Source organism: Erwinia sp. ErVv1, from assembly GCF_900068895.1.
GTDB lineage: Bacteria > Pseudomonadota > Gammaproteobacteria > Enterobacterales > Enterobacteriaceae > Erwinia.
Map to the genome: position 1 here is coordinate 589,519 of NZ_CDPK01000002.1, position 16,170 is coordinate 605,688.

12 protein-coding genes and 1 pseudogene are annotated in these 16,170 nt (G+C 53.1%); 7 read left to right on the top strand and 6 right to left on the bottom strand.

Annotated features, from left to right (window positions below):
- Positions 1–156: 156 nt before the first annotated feature.
- The 3 genes from A1830_RS04085 to A1830_RS04095 form a co-directional block, all read right to left on the bottom strand.
- Positions 157–1,479: a PQQ-dependent sugar dehydrogenase gene (locus A1830_RS04085; protein ID WP_067702087.1), complete on the bottom strand. Its 1,323-nt coding sequence runs from the start codon at positions 1,477–1,479 to the stop codon at positions 157–159.
- A 2-nt stretch (positions 1,480–1,481) separates the two neighbouring features.
- Positions 1,482–1,916: a DUF2231 domain-containing protein gene (locus A1830_RS04090; protein ID WP_067702090.1), complete on the bottom strand. Its 435-nt coding sequence runs from the start codon at positions 1,914–1,916 to the stop codon at positions 1,482–1,484.
- A 455-nt stretch (positions 1,917–2,371) separates the two neighbouring features.
- Complete coding sequence (locus A1830_RS04095; protein WP_067702093.1) at positions 2,372–3,763, bottom strand: NAD-dependent succinate-semialdehyde dehydrogenase; 1,392 nt, start codon at positions 3,761–3,763, stop codon at positions 2,372–2,374.
- 135 nt (positions 3,764–3,898) lie between these two features.
- On the opposite strand from A1830_RS04095, the gene A1830_RS04100 reads away from it, so the two are divergent.
- From A1830_RS04100 to A1830_RS04120, 4 genes are all read left to right on the top strand, one after another.
- Positions 3,899–4,762, top strand: a complete 864-nt coding sequence (locus tag A1830_RS04100) for a putrescine utilization regulator PtrR (protein ID WP_067702096.1) — start codon at positions 3,899–3,901, stop codon at positions 4,760–4,762.
- Positions 4,763–4,805: 43 nt separating this feature from the next.
- Positions 4,806–5,153, top strand: a complete 348-nt coding sequence (locus A1830_RS04105) for an NIPSNAP family protein (RefSeq protein WP_067702100.1) — start codon at positions 4,806–4,808, stop codon at positions 5,151–5,153.
- Between the two features lie 759 nt (positions 5,154–5,912).
- Positions 5,913–6,812, top strand: coding sequence for a GGDEF domain-containing protein (locus tag A1830_RS04110; protein WP_231877560.1), 900 nt, complete (start codon positions 5,913–5,915; stop codon positions 6,810–6,812).
- 760 nt (positions 6,813–7,572) lie between these two features.
- Positions 7,573–9,075 (top strand): hypothetical protein, encoded by a 1,503-nt coding sequence (locus A1830_RS04120; RefSeq protein WP_231877561.1) that lies wholly within the window; start codon positions 7,573–7,575, stop codon positions 9,073–9,075.
- Between the two features lie 371 nt (positions 9,076–9,446).
- Here A1830_RS04120 and A1830_RS04125 read toward each other — a convergent pair whose 3' ends face one another.
- The gene (locus A1830_RS04125) at positions 9,447–10,577 is read right to left on the bottom strand and encodes an MFS transporter (RefSeq protein ID WP_067702109.1); all 1,131 of its coding nucleotides are present in this window, start codon (positions 10,575–10,577) and stop codon (positions 9,447–9,449) included.
- A gap of 760 nt (positions 10,578–11,337) precedes the next feature.
- Here A1830_RS04125 and A1830_RS04135 point away from each other — a divergent pair.
- Both A1830_RS04135 and A1830_RS04140 read left to right on the top strand, forming a co-directional pair.
- On the top strand, positions 11,338–11,898 hold the full coding sequence (locus A1830_RS04135; RefSeq protein WP_067702115.1) for a hypothetical protein: 561 nt from the start codon (positions 11,338–11,340) through the stop codon (positions 11,896–11,898).
- Between the two features lie 302 nt (positions 11,899–12,200).
- Positions 12,201–12,474: pseudogene (locus tag A1830_RS04140) on the top strand (YrhB domain-containing protein).
- Positions 12,475–12,563: 89 nt separating this feature from the next.
- Here A1830_RS04140 and A1830_RS04145 read toward each other — a convergent pair.
- On the bottom strand, positions 12,564–13,184 hold the full coding sequence (locus A1830_RS04145; protein WP_067702118.1) for a TetR/AcrR family transcriptional regulator: 621 nt from the start codon (positions 13,182–13,184) through the stop codon (positions 12,564–12,566).
- Between the two features lie 166 nt (positions 13,185–13,350).
- On the opposite strand from A1830_RS04145, the gene A1830_RS04150 reads away from it, so the two are divergent.
- The gene (locus tag A1830_RS04150) at positions 13,351–14,550 is read left to right on the top strand and encodes an MFS transporter (protein WP_067702121.1); all 1,200 of its coding nucleotides are present in this window, start codon (positions 13,351–13,353) and stop codon (positions 14,548–14,550) included.
- A 367-nt stretch (positions 14,551–14,917) separates the two neighbouring features.
- On the opposite strand, the gene fabV is transcribed toward A1830_RS04150, so the two are convergent.
- On the bottom strand, positions 14,918–16,114 hold the full coding sequence (gene fabV / locus A1830_RS04155; protein WP_067702124.1) for an enoyl-ACP reductase FabV: 1,197 nt from the start codon (positions 16,112–16,114) through the stop codon (positions 14,918–14,920).
- Positions 16,115–16,170 lie beyond the last annotated feature (56 nt).

Below are 16,170 nucleotides of genomic sequence, written 5' to 3' on the forward strand. Positions count from 1 at the left end.
CTCTCCTGATGTTCAGACTCTGGCCTGAATGTTTCCGACGGGCGTCGGGAGGGTGATGAGCGAGGACTAAAATATATCTATGATATATCTTAAAGGCAAGTGCGGAGATAAAGCGAGGTCAGGCCCACCCTGTTAATCAACAGGGTGGGCCTGAGTTTACTGGCCTGTCGCGGCGCTTACGCGCCAGACAACGTTGCCTGCATCATCGGCAATCAGCAGTCCGCCCTGCTTATCCTGCGTCAGACCCACCGGCAGCCCGCGCACCTTTTCCCGATCGTCGGAGAGGAAGCCGGTGACAACCGGTTTTGGTAGCCCCTGCGGCTTCCCGTCTTTGAACGCCACCCACACCACCTGGTAGCCATTCAGCGGCTTGCGGTTCCAGCTGCCGTGCTCGCTAATAAAGGCCCCGCCGCGCCAGGCGGCAGGCAGATTATCGCCGGTATAGAACCACAGACCCAGCGGCGCGACATGGGAGCTGAGCGCGTAATCCGGCCGCAACGCCGCCTTAACCTTGTCAGGGCGCTGGGGTTTAACCCGGGTATCCACATGCTGACCGTAATAGCTCCACGGCCAGCCGTAAAAGCCATTTTCCTGCACCGACGTCATGTAATCCGGCACCAGATCGGCACCGATTTCATCACGCTCGTTAACCACGGCCCAGAGTTTCCCGGTCTGAGGTTCCCACTGAAGCCCGGTCGGGTTACGCAGCCCGCTGGCATAGATACGGCTGGCCCCGGTAGCGACATCTACTTCGAGAATGTCTGCACGGCGATATTCGGCCCCGATGCCGTTCTCAGTAATATTACTGTTTGAACCGACGCCAACGTACAGCTTGCTGCCATCGGGGCTGGCCAGCAGTGACTTCGTCCAGTGGTGGTTTATCGGCCCGCCCGGCAGGTCAGCCAGTTCGCTGCCCGGATCGGTGATCTGCGTGGCACCGCTGTCGTAATGATATTTCATCAGCCCGTCGGCGTTTGCCACATAAAGCGTGTCACCGATGAGCTGTACGCCAAACGGCGAATGCAGATTTTGCAGGAAAATATGCTTCTCCCACGTTTTGCCATCGCCGCTGCTGTTGCGCAGTAGCGTAATGCGGTTACCGCCCTGCCCACCCTTACCGGCGGCCTTCTGCACCAGCCCGGTAATTAACTCCTTAGGCTGGCTAACCTGACCGGGTGGCGCGCTGCCCTCCACGACCAGCACGTCCCCATTGGGCAGCGTATAGAGCTGGCGCGGATGCAGCAGGTCGGCCGCGATTTTCTCAATCTTCAACCCCTGCGCAACTTTGGGCGCTTCCCCCTTTTTCCACGGCTCGCCGTCAGGTACTTTCATTGGCGGCACCAGAAAGCTTTTTGCCGCGGGCAGTTCGGGGTTAGCCCCGGTCTGGCGGGCAGGATCGATTTTCGCCCCTTCGTCACATCCGGAAATCACCAGCGCAACCGAGAGGGCTAACAGAGATAGCACAGCGTTATTTTTCATTATCATAGCTCCCTGACCGCGCGATCGCGCAGTGCAAGCTGCACGTTGGCGAACAGCATTAAAATGACCACAAGGGTCGACAGAATGACCCCGGTGGGCACCACGCCCCAGGCATCCCGGGTGTGGATAAATGCGTTGAATATGGCTAGCACAATCGCCACCAGCCATGCCCAGAAGTGGATTTTTATCGGCGATCCCTGCGGATAAGATACGCCCGTCCAGACCTGTATCAGGTTAATTATGCGCGGGATAATGGCAATAATCAGGCCGATAACAATCAGCCAGCTGGCCGCGCGCGTCCAGGTCACTTCGGTGCTGAACAGATAGATAATATCGAAGATCCATGCCGCGACGAAAAAGCCCACCGGTAAGGGGTTTAACAGGGCGTAAACGGCCACGGCAAGGCTGGAGCGCCGGGGGATCACTTGAGATGTCATTGCATGACTCCTTAATGCAGTAAAGGGCGACGGGTAGCCGTCGGTACGCAGTCATGTAAAATATTAGTAAACTTAGTGATTTTATGTTGTTAAATGTGAAGATAATTAATTGCATATTTACATTGTCGCCTGGGAACGGACGATGCGTTGCGGTGGGATGGAACAGGGATCGGATTAATCAGGCAGCGCAGGTGAGTGTTAAGGGCAGCAAAAGCTGGAGGGTTGGGAATCTGAGGCGTCAGACTGAGGCATCAGGAAGTCAGGAAGTCAGGAAGTCAGGAAGTCACTGGCAGGATAAGCCCCTGCACTGACGCCAGCAGGGACTGCGCAGCGAATCAGCCGCTACACAGCCCCTTATTTGTCTCACGCAGCCCACGCCCGGCTTAACTTCTCCTGAGATGGGTCGCGCCGTACGACGTTACTGGTGCAGAAGCCCTTACAGGGCTGTATGTCACTCAGGAAGCCTGCCACACGGTCTGTACGTTAGTGAACTCGCGTACGCCAAAATGCGACAGCTCACGACCAAAACCGCTCTGTTTAACGCCGCCAATTGGGACGCGCGGATCGGAAAAGCTCGGTGAGTTGATAAACACGCCGCCGGTTTCAATCTGCGCGGCCAGTCGGGTAGCACGCTCAGTATCGCGGCTCCACAGGCTGCCCCCGAGGCCAAAGGCAGAATCATTCGCCAGCTCAATGGCATGGTCAGCGTCCTTCGCCACAATCAGCGAAGCCACCGGGCCAAACAGTTCCTGGGTAAAGCTGGTCATGCCGGGCCTGACGTTGCTGAGCACGGTAGGCGCATAGAAGTTAGCCTCGCCCGGCAGCGCATGGCCGCCCAGCAGGCACTCTGCCCCTTCTGCGAGAGTCGCTTCAACCTGTGCATGCAGCTCATCACGCAGATCGTAGCGCGCCATCGGGCCGACAAAGGTTGATTCGTCGCGCGGATCGCCCACCTTGATCGCCCCGACGGCCTCAACAAACTTATCGCGGAATTCAGCGAACACGCTCTCTTCGACGATAATACGCTTGGCAGCGATACAGATCTGCCCGCTGTTGCTAAAGCGTCCAATCACCGCCCCCTTCACCGCCGCGTCGATATCCGCGTCGGCCAGCACGATAAAGGCGTCTGCCCCACCCAGCTCCAGCACGCTCTTTTTGATCGCCGCACCGGCCAGCCCGGCCACCGCCGCCCCGGCGCGCACGCTACCGGTCAGCGTCACGGCAGCGATTCGCGGATCGTTGATGATTTTCGCCACGCTATCGTTGTCTGCATTTACCACGTGGAACAGCCCATCGGGTACGCCGGCCTTAAGCAGAACGGATTGCAGCAGCAGAGAGCTGCCCATCACGTTAGGCGCGGGCTTGAGCAGATAGCTGTTGCCTGCCAGGATAATCGGTATCGCGCCGCGCAGCACCTGCCAGACCGGAAAGTTCCAGGGCATCACTGCCAGAACAGGGCCGAGGGGAAGATACTGAACAAAGGCTTTGTTCTCCCCTGCCTGCACCGGCTCATCCGCCAGGAAGGCCGGACCGTTCCCGGCATACCATTCACACAGGCTGGCGCTCTTTTCCACTTCGGCCAGCCCCTGAGAAACCGGCTTGCCCATTTCGTCCGCCATGCTTTCTGCCAGCGCGCGTGCCTGCTGTCGCAGACCACCCGCAATGTTTAGCAGCAGTCGGGTACGCTTTTCCAGGTCGCTGACGCGCCACCCCTTGAATGCACCTGCGGTTTTTTCCAGCGCGGTTTCCACCTCTGCGGCCGTTGCGAAAGGCATCTGCTGCGTCACTTCCCCGGTAAAGGGATTGCGCGTAACGGCACTGGCTGGCGTATTGGTTGCTGTATTCATTAAATCTCCCGTTAGCCGGGCAATCAGGCCCTGGCGGTAGTCAGTTGAGATGCGATTCCTGACATTCTAGCCTTGCGCATGGTTCCTGAAAAATGAATAATAATGAAAATATCCTGCTCAATATGAGAATGAATAATGGATCTGACCCAGCTGGAAGTGTTCCGCGCCGTGGCGGAAGAAGGTAGCGTCACCGCGGCCGCCGAAAGGCTGCACCGCGTGCCCTCCAATATCTCGACCCGCCTGCGACAGCTGGAGGAGGATCTGGGTACGCCGCTGTTCAGCCGGGAAAAGCTGCGGCTGCATATTACCGATGCGGGGAGAACCCTGCTGGATTACGCCATCCGCATTCTGGCGCTGACCGAGGAGGCCAGGCAGCGGGTCACCCACCAGCAGCCCGCCGGAATATTTACCCTCGGCGCCATTGAGAGCACCGCGGCCGTCAGGCTGCCGCAGCTGATTGCGCGCTACCATCAGCAGTGGCCGGACGTGGAGCTGGATCTCTCCACCGGCCCCTCTGGCGATATGACCGACGGTCTGTTTTCAGGGCGCTTCAGCGCGGTGTTTATCGACGGGCCGCCGAAGCATCCTCAGCTGGATGGCGTGGCGGCTTTTGCCGAGGAGATGGTGCTGATCTCCTCGCTTAATCATCCGCCGGTGCCCAATGCCGCCTCGGTTTCCGGCTCGACCATTTACGCCTTTCGCGCCAACTGTTCATACCGACGCCGCTTTGAAAACTGGTTTGCCGCGGAACATGCCGCGCCGGGCAAGATTTTCGAAATGGAGTCCTACCACGGTATTCTCGCCTGCGTCAGCGCGGGCGCAGGTCTGGCAATGGTGCCGCGCAGCATGCTGGAGAGCATGCCCGGCCGGGAGAGCGTGGCAGCCTGGCCGCTGGCTGAGGATGCCGGGCTACTGGATATCTGGCTGGTATGGCGTAAAGGCTACGCATCCGGCAACCTGCGGGCGATGGTCGCGATGCTTGAGGACGCTTCGCAGTAGCCAATCACGCATCGTGAGCCTGGATACCAATGGAGCCGAACTGATGAGAACAGTTGAGTTACTGCAGTACATCCTGCAACCTGGTACCGGGCAGGAATTTCATGAAATCATGGCCGGGAAAAGTGCGCCTCTCCATCGTGAGGCTGGTATCGACATCGTTGCCTTTGGCTGCTCTCTGCATGATGAGGATTCGTACTACCTGATCCGGGCATTCGATGACATTGAGCATATGAAGGCAGCGCAGGAAGCATTTTACGGGAATGAGGTATGGCAGAAGGGACCTCGAACGGCAATCATCGAACGGATTAAAACCAGCGTAAAGTCAGTCATGATACTGCCAGAAACAGTGATTGACGGACTGAGGAATTCAGTAACGGCTGACTTATATTAAATACGAGGGACCGGAAAGATTGCGGCAGAATCGCTATTCAATGTACTGGCTGAAACGCAGAAGGTAGCCATGCGGTTCCAGTAGGGTTAGTTTGTATCAGTCATGTTTTTTCATCCTTTTTTGACTGAAGCAGCATACAACAGATGCCTTTTGCAGTGTCAAAGCTAAGTAGAAGTGACCGGAATGTTATGTTTAATGTGATGGTAATAATCAGTCATTATTAGCGAAACGTCTGCTTTTCGCTCAATTCGGCCCGTTAGCCGTTAGTTAAGTTAGCGTTGCATCGACTCGTTAAACTCATAGCGCTTTGCCGACCTGGGTTTCGTTCAGGTAGGAGGCCGCGGTTTTACCGTTTGCATGAGGTTATCCTTCAGCTGTTGTGTCGGAAAAGCATAACGCAGAGTGATTTATTTGATCAGGTGGGGTAATTCACATGGGTTTATTAGGTGAGTTCATTAATTTAGAGGGAGTGACGGTCGTCTTTGTGCTGCGAGTTAAAACCCGGCAAGAAGGCGGAGGGAACCGACTTCCTTTGTTACCCATTCTGATAACTTAAGAGGTTGTCCGGGTGTGACAATATTTCGGTATTCATGGGTTTACGCCTTTATCTGACAGAGGTACTTTTGAGTTACCTGTTTTACCTGACAACCTTACCGATCGCAGCGAGCCTGTGCGGTGTGGTGCGTCAAACTGACACACGATAACACCATCTCTATGGGTCCTGGTTTTAAACATCATCCACCACTACGGAAATTCAATATGCTGCAGTCTTCATCCGTTCGCTTCAGGGTGGCGGTTATCCTCCGGGCCTGCATGGCACTCACCACTGCTGCCATTGTGGCCATCAGCGCAGGTTCCCCACTGGGCACCTTCCGTGAAATCATGTCCAGTCCGGGGTTATATATTGATATCTTCTTCCTGCTGCTCCTGATTTTTACCTTGTGGAATGTTGCCTGTGTTTTCGTTGACGGAGGTCCCCTGAGCGGAGCGATTAACGGCCTCATACTCTGGATCGCTGCAGGCGCATTTGATGTGATGGATGAAATAGTCAGTCAACCGCGATGGGTAGGCTACTTCTGCGAAGATTTGTTTAAGCTGTCCGGAATGCTTCTCACCGTTATTAGCGTCTATTGCATCATCATGCGGATGAATTCACGTTTTTCCGTGGCGCAGACCAGCGCCATGCATGATGAACTCACCCGGCTTCCTAATCGGCGTTATTTTGTGGAAACCCTCAGCAGCACGACCAGTGCACAGCTGTCCATGATGATCATCGATATTGATTTTTTCAAGCACATCAATGACCGGTGGGGGCATGATGTCGGTGATGGTGTTTTGTCCAAATTCGGCGGACAGCTGGCGGGTATCAGTGGGCCTGCACTGAAAGTTTTCCGTATCGGTGGAGAGGAATTTGCGGTAATCGGCGAGGGGCTTTCCCGGTATGAGGTGATTCGCTATGCAGAATCCATCTGCAGGAATGCCCGGAACATCATACTGGATGATGGTCAGGGTATCTCCGTCAGTATCGGGGTTGCTTTCCAGAAAGTTGGGGAAAGCCAGCAGTCGTTAATGAAAAAAACCGACATAGCGCTCTACCGGGCAAAGGAAAACGGACGAAACAGAATTGAGTTGGCCGGCAATGAAAGGTCTGTATCTTAACCCTGTTCAGATATCCTCCTGACAATAACGTAATTTCCGCCCTTTCGCACCCTGTCAGGGTCAGTCGTAAAATACACAGGGATAGAGTAATCGAAGAGTTTTGCATTAGATAAAAATGACATTTACATCACAAGTGAACTCACTATAATCGCCGAAAAATTAAGCTCTCCGATTCGACGGCAGGGATGAGATGTCACCCTGCCGGTTTTTTTATGTGACACAGCGATTTATCGCTGGTGTGCAGCGCCAGGCCACAGCACGGAGATATCGTTGTGGCCAGCGTACAGGGGGAATTTATGATCAAATGGCTTCTGCGGACGCCGAGACTGGCACTGAAGCCCATGAACCCTCATGGTCGCCGATTCATGTCTAATGAGATGTATAATCGCGACTCTCTCAATACGTTTAACGCCGAGCCGGCAAGGTCAAAAGACTCCGCAGCGCTGCTCGGCGCGATGAAAAAGCATCACCCTGAGAGGCAATGCCCGCGTCAATTGAGCTCGGGGCGAAGTTCGCTTTATGCTCAGATTGGACCTTCTGCCCAGTGAGTCAGTCAGCTCCGTGCCAGAAGCGGAAGTAGCTAACAACAGTCGGTGTCAATCATCGGGGAGCAGGTCACATATAAATAGTCAGATGGTTAGTTCAACCAAGTCATGAACTCCACGGTAGATGTGGATATGAGATTTAATGGGCTCGGAGTCGCTCTACTGCGTATTGGCAGCCATCCGCCTAAATCGGCTGAAAGTAACCTCTCATACCAATGATATTTTTGGTCATATCAAGTCAGACTAATAATTTCCCCCCTGTTGCCGATACCATTAGTTCTCAGTCAATATATGAAGGAACATGTATGTACTTCGTTCGACCTGCATTTCGCCCGCTTATTTTTCTGTCGCTCTTCCCTCTTGCTTTCTCTCAGGCTGCTGAAAAGCCCACATTGACAGGCGGCGGTACGAATCCCTTATCCATTGTCAGAATTCACGATCGTGTGAATTATATGGTGTCTCTGAACTTCAGCAACGGAAAGACAGCTCAGCAATGGCGTTCTGTTGACTGTAAACAGGGGAAGGCACAGCTTCTGTACATGGATTTATTGAATGACCAGGGCTATACCTCCACGCGCTCATACGGCAACAGCTATCTGCGATATGCACCGGCACAGGATGATAAGCAAATGACACCGGAGGATGTCCGTACGGTTTGTCAGCTCCCCATAAAAGAGGTCAGGTGGGAAAAGTTATCCGCCACGTCAGAGGTTGGCATCACCAATCTGGTCGATGTGAATAGCATTCAGCACACTGGCGATAACTTATCCGTGCGCATGGGGTATGACATGGCAGATATCGTCTGGGAGCCGCCTTACGACGCGCCGCTGGTATTAAAGATTGAACACTACATATACAACTGCAAGACCCATCAGGGTAAGGCTGTTGCAGCGATGAACTTTGACAACGAGGGGCGCGTGACGGACTCACTCATAACGGCTGACATTGTTCGCCGCCAAAGTAGCTTTGAAATCACCTCTCAGATGATGAAGCGCTTCGGGGAGTTCTGCGATTTACCCTCCGGGAAAAAATTTACTGCCGAAGGGCATTTTGTGCCTGCCGCGAATAAGCGGGCGTCAACGGTGATGGGGCCATCAATGCCCGACCTGAGCAATAATAATCCGCAGTGGCTGAAAAAATATCCTCTTACTGCTGCCATTGAGCATCAGGCTCAGTCATTGATTAAACCCTGGGCGCTTCCACGCTTCAAACAGGTTCGTTATACCGAAGTCAGCGCGCTCGCTAAGGTCGCCGTGCAGTTGGATGCGCAACCCGATGGTTACGTACGCAAGCTGGAAGATTACGGTATCTGGACGGTGCAACGGTTAACGCTGGCCAATCTGCTACAGCTTAAATACACCATGTCCATTAGCTCTGGGGCATCGTTGCTCAATAAATTACAGACGGATCTGCGCTTCCCGCTAGTCACAGGGCAACGTTATCAGGCGCAGTGGGAAAGTATTGACGCCGATAAGAAAGTCACGGCTTCCACATTACGATGTGAAGTGACAAACGAGGGCGATGCAAATACCCTTTCGCCGGTGTTCGGCGGGAAATATCTGTTAGTTGAGTGCAGTGCAACCAATGAGGGACAAGTGTCCAGCAGTGACAAACTAGCCTGGATCCAGGAGCTTAATATCTTCGTTCCAATCACTATGCAGGTCGGTGATAAGCCTGAAACCCCGGTGAGACTGGAAAATGTCAGTGTGATCCGTTAATTAGCAGGCAGGCAAGCGCTCTCAGTAGAGACATACAAGATACAGGGGGCTGGCGATCAGCACCGGGCCAGAACGCGCCGGTTTGCCTGCTGCGCCATTCGGTAAACTCCGGCAGCGGAGGCTTTAACCTAATACGATTTACCGCCAGCGGAGTTTTTCAACTTGCTTTTTTACAGACTTCACAAGGGTTAGGTGGAGTTAGAAAATGTCATTGCTGACATTAATCAAATGTCCGCTTTTCGCTCACAGCGGACCTCCTGCCTCACCCACTCTGTCCGCTCCGTGCCAGAAGCGGACGTTGGCGTTTTATACTGATAACACCATGCGCCATAAATCTGGATGCGTATATTACATCTGGGTTCATGAGCGATTCATCGGAGGTGTCGGAGTTTAATTGAGTGAAGCGTTAATGCCAGTAGTACGACCATTAAAGAGCCTGCGGGCAACCAGCTGGCTGCTATGTCTGAATTCAGCGCTGCTGAGCCCAGCGTTGCGCCGATGCCACTACCAAGATAGTTAGCTGACGAATTCCAGGCGACAGAGGCCGTCGCTTGTTTTGGCGCATAGGTCACCAGAACATGCTGTTGTGGTGCCATACTGGCCCAACCGCACATCCCCCAGATAAAACACCCTATACCTGCCAGAAGCGCTGGTGCATATCCCATTAACGCAAAGCCCATCCCCAGCAGTAAGAGTAGTATTAACGTCGCCCTGGCGGATGTAAGGTGTTGGTCAATAGCCCTACCGATGAATAACGCTCCGGCCATACCACCAAGTCCCCAGAGCCATATAAAGATGCCTGTAAAACTACTCATGTCCCGAGAGGATAATATTTCAGCCATATAGGTATAGAGACCCAGCGATGCAATGCCTGTACATAGCGTCACGGTAAGGGTTGAGAGGATAAACGGTTCAGTTAATACGCTGAGTCGTTCTTTCCATCTGAGCGGTGTTGGGGCTGGAAATGAACTGGCCCTTCCCACTCCTGATGCAGCCAGAATGCCCAGCAGAACTATTAATCCAATGGTCCATCTCCAGCCAAAGTGTGCTTCGAGCAATAATCCAAAAGGAACCCCTAAAGCCGTACCTACACTTAAGCCTGCAAGTATCAGGGAAAGCGCCCGGCCACGTTGGGATGCTTTAACCATTGCGGCAGCGCTCGCTGTAGCCAGCGGCGAGTATAAACCTGCCCCAATACCGGCGATCACGCGGGAGATTAATAGAATATTCAGTGAAGGGGCAATCGCTGTAGCTAAGTTACCCACTGTGAAAAGGCCTATACCTGCCAACAATGCTGTCCGTGTCGAATAATGTGTTGAAGCAGATGCTAAAGCAGGTGCGCTTACAGCATAAGCCACCGTGAATACCGCGACACCCAGGCCGACCATAGCCTGCGTCGTCTGTAAATCCCGTGCCATGCCTGGCAGGAGCCCGGCCAGGACATAGGCATCTAGCCCAAGCGCAAAACCTCCAAGTATCAGCGGCCACAACAGGCAAATCATGTGCCTGATGCCTGTTTCAGTATGGCTTCCAGAAGCCCCGGAAACTTTGAGTCCAGTAATTCACGCCGCAGGCTGATCCAGCAGTTGCGACCTTCGGGACGTGTGGTGGTTATACCAGCCTTTCGCAAAGTACCGGTGTGATGCGTTACGGTAGATTTTGACATGTCTGGTGCCAGGTCAAGGCTGTTAACACGGTCCCGCCCGGAGAGAATACGGACCATTTGCAGCCTTGTTGGATCACTCAAGGCAAAAAGTATTTGTGACAGGTTAACTTCTTCTGGAGCCGGATGCTGATAAGTTCGAGTCATAGAGGGTCAACTGTTCTGTGGTTTTCGAACAATTATAGTTCGGTAATCACCGAACAGTCAATGTAGCTTTCGACCTTACCCTCATGGCACAACCCGGGTTCTGTAGATGATCATTATCCAGGTGACTTTCGCATTAAATAGGAAGGATATAAATGGCTTCTGGGAAGAAGCGCCAAAATTTACTGATAAACTTGAGCAAAATCGATGGCGTACATCGCCTTATATGATTCAGGCGGTTCATTGCAAGGTCTGCTGCAAATCGAACGTCTTCTTTCGCTCATAGCGAACCCGACACCTACGTCTGGCCGCTGTGTGCCAATAGCGGACGTGGCTAACATCGGAATGACTAATCTGCGGGGGCTGGTCAGCACATATGACAACGTATGACGCTGTCGTGACCTCAGCTTGTAAAGTAGTATGAGTTGTTCTGCATTTCACACTTGGGATAGTCAATGACATTACAAGCGACCTATATTGAACAGCCTACGCCCGGCGCTGAAACGGAAGGTGTTTCGATCATCGACGTCAATCCTTTTGGCTCTAAGGGGGAAAAGGATCGGCGACTGCTAATCAGAAACGACGGTGAGCCCCTTCTGATTTTACAGTTATATATACGTGCAGATGAGGATGGCTGGCTTATTTCCAGCGCCTTTTCTGATTTTCTCCTGAATGAATCCCACGTGGCTATCATTTGTGGGGACTATTTTCATGTTTTTGACATAGCCACACACGCGTTCAGAAGCCATCCACTAGGTGATTACGTCGGCCATATTTATTCAGTGCCTGACATCCATACTGACAAGCTACATGATCGGGTTCTGGTTGCAACTTACTGCCACGTTTTTCTGATGGATATTGCTGCAGGCATTCTCTGGAAATCCAGGCAGTGCGCCATTGATGGTGTAATCATAACATCAATAGAGAATGATACCGTGCTTGGCCAAGGAGAGTGGGACCCGCCAGGAGGCTGGGAATCTTTTAAGCTCGATCTTAAAACGGGTATCCTGATTTGAAGAAGGAGTTACCCTCACAGTAATTGCTAAAAGCGGATTTTGCTAGCATCGCAATATCATAATTTATGGGGACAAGTCAGGTTGACCTGCTCCCATTTGATTAATACACCTAGGTTTAACTAGCTCTTCATGGTACTGAGAACAACCGCTAAGTCTGCTCCTCGCTCATAGCGGACCTCGCTACGCTTTAGGCGACCCCCTCCGTGCCTAGAGCATAACTTGCTTACATCGTACTATGTTAGTTTGCTGGGAGCAGGTCAAATCAGCCAGTTCAAATGACGTTATCGACTGAGGAGGGAACAATGATTACTTATCAAAATGCGATGGAAATGGCTTTGGATTACCCTTAAAGGCTATGACATCCCAGTTGTTATTACTCTTCATGGTCGATTCTCAGAAGGCTGGTTCTATTGTTTTCAATCGAGAGAGTATTTAGAAACAGGTGAGTTTTCTGCTCAGTTGGCAGGTAATGCACCGTTCATGATTGATAAAGATGATGGAGAAATTCACATATTTGGAACTGCTTATCCTTTAGATAAATATCTGCAGGATTACGAACAACAAAAAAACACATAACTTCCGTTCTTCGCTCACAGCGGACCTCCTGCCTCACCCACTCTGTCCGCTCCGTGCCAATAGCGGCCTTAGATAGCATCATGTTTTGGTTAATTAACACTCAGCAAACGATGAGCGTCCCAGGCCTTCATCGCGAATGATACCGAGGCATCAAGTTCTTTGCCTGTTGCACCATCACGCGCTTCAGTAGACAGGCCGATCTCAAAGCTGTGCAAATACATGGCGAGCGCACGTGCATCGGTGTCTGCGACCAGTTCGCCCGAATCTATGGCTCTACGGACGCACTTAAGGAACCCTGCGCGGGTATGGGTGCGTCGCGCTTCAAGAATCCGGCAGATATGCTCGTGCCCGGGCGAACAGGTATTAACGGATAACGCGATAAGACAGCCGCTTGGGTGTCCCTGCTCTGTCTGCATTTTTACTGAACGGCGTAACGCCAGTTCAGTGGCCTCACGTGGGTTGAGACTATCATCCCAGAGGCAATCGTTAACCTGGCCATAAGTCGACAAATAGCAATCAACAACTTCTTCAAATAGCGCCTCTTTCGAACCAAATGCCGCATAAAAGCTCGGTGCCGTAATGCCGTTACCGAGATTTGCTTTAAGCAAGGCAAGCGAAGTGGATTCATAGCCATACTGCCAAAAAAGATACATCGCCTGACGAACTGCCTCGTCCCGGTCAAATAATCGTGGACGTCCCATCTTTGCCATATCCGCTCCTGCTTTTGCAAACCTTACATAAATACTAATCGATACATATGTGCTTGACAACCTCCAGGCTGGCCTATATTTTCTGATTTATATATCGATTGGTATATAAATCCAGGACGAGTTCCGAACTCTGCTTTGGCTTTTTAACTGTTTAAAAGGACGCAACGTGCACGCTGAAACTGAATCACAAGGAATCACGACACAACCCAGGCTCCCCCTTCTGCCGCTGCTGGCGTTTGCTATGACCGGATTTATTGCCATCCTGACCGAGACCCTGCCAGCAGGCCTGCTTCCGCAAATCGGCACAGACCTTGGCGTATCCCAGGTAATGGCGGGCCAGCTGGTAAGTATCTATGCGCTGGGCTCGCTTCTCGCAGCCATTCCGTTAACGGTGCTGACAAGGGGATGGCACCGTAAAAAAGTATTGTTGCTGGCCGTCGGGACCTTTCTGGTTTTCAACACTATTACCACTTTTTCCTCCAACTACTGGCTGACGCTGGCCGCGCGGTTTATGTCTGGCGTGGCTGCAGGGCTTGCGTGGGGAATACTGGCTGGCTATGCGCGTCGCCTCGTTCCTGCAGATTTGCAGGGCCGCGCGCTGGCTGTTGCCATGGTGGGGATTCCGATTGCCCTGTCGCTGGGGACGCCTGTGGGAGCATGGCTGGGCGGCATGATGGGATGGAGAGTGCCGTTCGGGGTCATGGCAGCGCTGTCGATTTTATTGTTGATCTGGACGCTCATTGCGGTTCCCGACCTGCCGGGACAGCAGGCTTCGCAGCGATTATCTGTCTGGAAAGTATTCCTGATGCCCGGGGTTCGTCCGGTTCTGGCGGTTATCTTTCTCTGGATGACAGCACACAACATTCTTTATACGTTTATCGGTCCATTTCTGGCGCTATCGGGTCTAACCTCGCAAATCGGACTCATCCTGCTTCTCTTTGGACTTGCTGCACTGGTTGGCATCTGGATAACCGGAGCACTGGTTGATCGTCACCTGCGTAAACTTGTTCTGCTCAGCCTGTCGGCGCTGGCTGCTGTTTCACTGATGCTGGCTGCGGGCATGCGGGAGCCAGTAGTGGTATTTCTGGCCATCGTCGTATGGGGATGGTCATTCGGAGGCGCGTCAACCCAGATGCAGACAGCGGCGGCCGATGCGGCCGGTAATAATGTCGATGTTGCTCAGGCGATGGTGACCACCGCATGGAATGTGGCTATCGCCAGCGGCGGAGTCATCGGAGGGCTGCTTCTTGAAAATGCCGGTGCAGTGTCATTCCCTTGGGCGCTCCTGGCATTAATGGCTGTTGCGTTTCTCTGCGCTTATTTCGGTAAAAAACATGGTTTCAGGCCTGAGGCCAGAAACCATTGAGTTAATCAATGGGCTGGATTAGACAGGATAACATCCAGTTTTAACACGGCGCGTTTGCGCAGTACTTCTGACGGGTAATGTCCGCTCCTCGCTCATAGCAGACATCCATCGTCTATAACCACTGCGCATTTAGCAAACACCTATCCTGGTTGCCTTCAAACACAACTGCCTTAGCCGACATTATGGCCGCTCCAGAACATACGGCATAGATATGAAAACGGTACGGCAGGTGAAAGGCTTTTTTACGAAGGACTGACGCAGGGGAGGTTCCCGGCCGACGCAGGACGCGTCCACCGGGCAGGGTAAAACCGCGCTATACAGCCGGCCTCCCAATGCGGTCAGGGGGCCATTTTGCGCGGTCAGACGGTTACATCTGTACCAGGTTTTTAATCTTCACGTCGGGGTTCACGTCAGCGTCGTAGTCCACGCCGTCAAGGCCAAAGCCAAACAGGTGCATAAACTCGCGCTTGTAGCTGACGAAATCGGTGATGTCATTCAGGTTTTCATCAGTCACCGTTGGCCACAGCTTATCAACGGCGTCCTGCACTTCCGGTGCCAGCTCTTTGTAGTCGGCGCGCAGGCGGCCTTCGTCATCAACGATTGGTGATGCGTTAAACAGGCTATCTTTAAACAGGCCATAGACCTGCTCGATGCAGCCTTCGTGGGTGCCCTTCTCTTTCATCACCCTGAACAGCAGTGCCAGATAGAGTGGCATAACCGGAATAGCGGAGCTGGCCTGCGTCACCACGGCTTTGAGTACGGACACGCGTGCGTCGCCGCCCTTCGCCGCCAGCTGGTCACGGATGCTCAGCACGCGCTTATCGAGATCTTTTTTCGCTTCGCCGATCGACCCGTTCCAGTAAATATCCTGGGTGCTCTTCGCGCCCAGATAGGTAAAGGCGGTCGTTTTCGCGCCTTCGGCCAGCACGCCAGCCGCGTCCAGCGCATCGATCCACATCTGCCAGTCTTCGCCGCCCATTACCGCCACGGTGCCGTCGATCTCTTCCTGCGAAGCAGGCAGCAGCGTGGTTTCATTGACGGTTTCTTTGTCGGTGTTCAGACCACGGACCGTGACTTCTTTGCCAATAGGTTTCAGCGTGGAGTTAAAGACTTCACCGGTTTTCGGGTGCGTACGACGAGGAGACGCCAGGCTGTACACCACCAGGTCAACCTGACCCAGGTCCTGTTTAATCAGCTCGATGGTTTTCTGCTTCACTTCATCGGAGTAAGCGTCGCCGTTGATGCTTTTGGCATACAGGCCTTTTGCTTCGGCAAACTCTTCGAAAGCGGCGGAGTTATACCAGCCGGCGGTAGCCGGTTTGCTCTCTTCACCGGGACGCTCAAAAAAGACGCCCAGGGTGGCGGCATCGCTGCCGAAGGCGGCGGAAATACGCGCGGCCAGGCCGTAGCCGGTGGATGCACCAATCACCAGGACCTTTTTTGGCCCGTTGGCAACGGTGCCCTGACGGGTCACGTAATCGATTTGGTTCTTAACGTTAGCTTTGCAACCCGCCGGATGGGCAGTAACACAGATGAAGCCACGGATGCGTGGTTTAATAATCATGTCGACCTCAGTTGAAACTGTCTCAGTAAATGCGGGCAACAGGATACCCGCTTGTG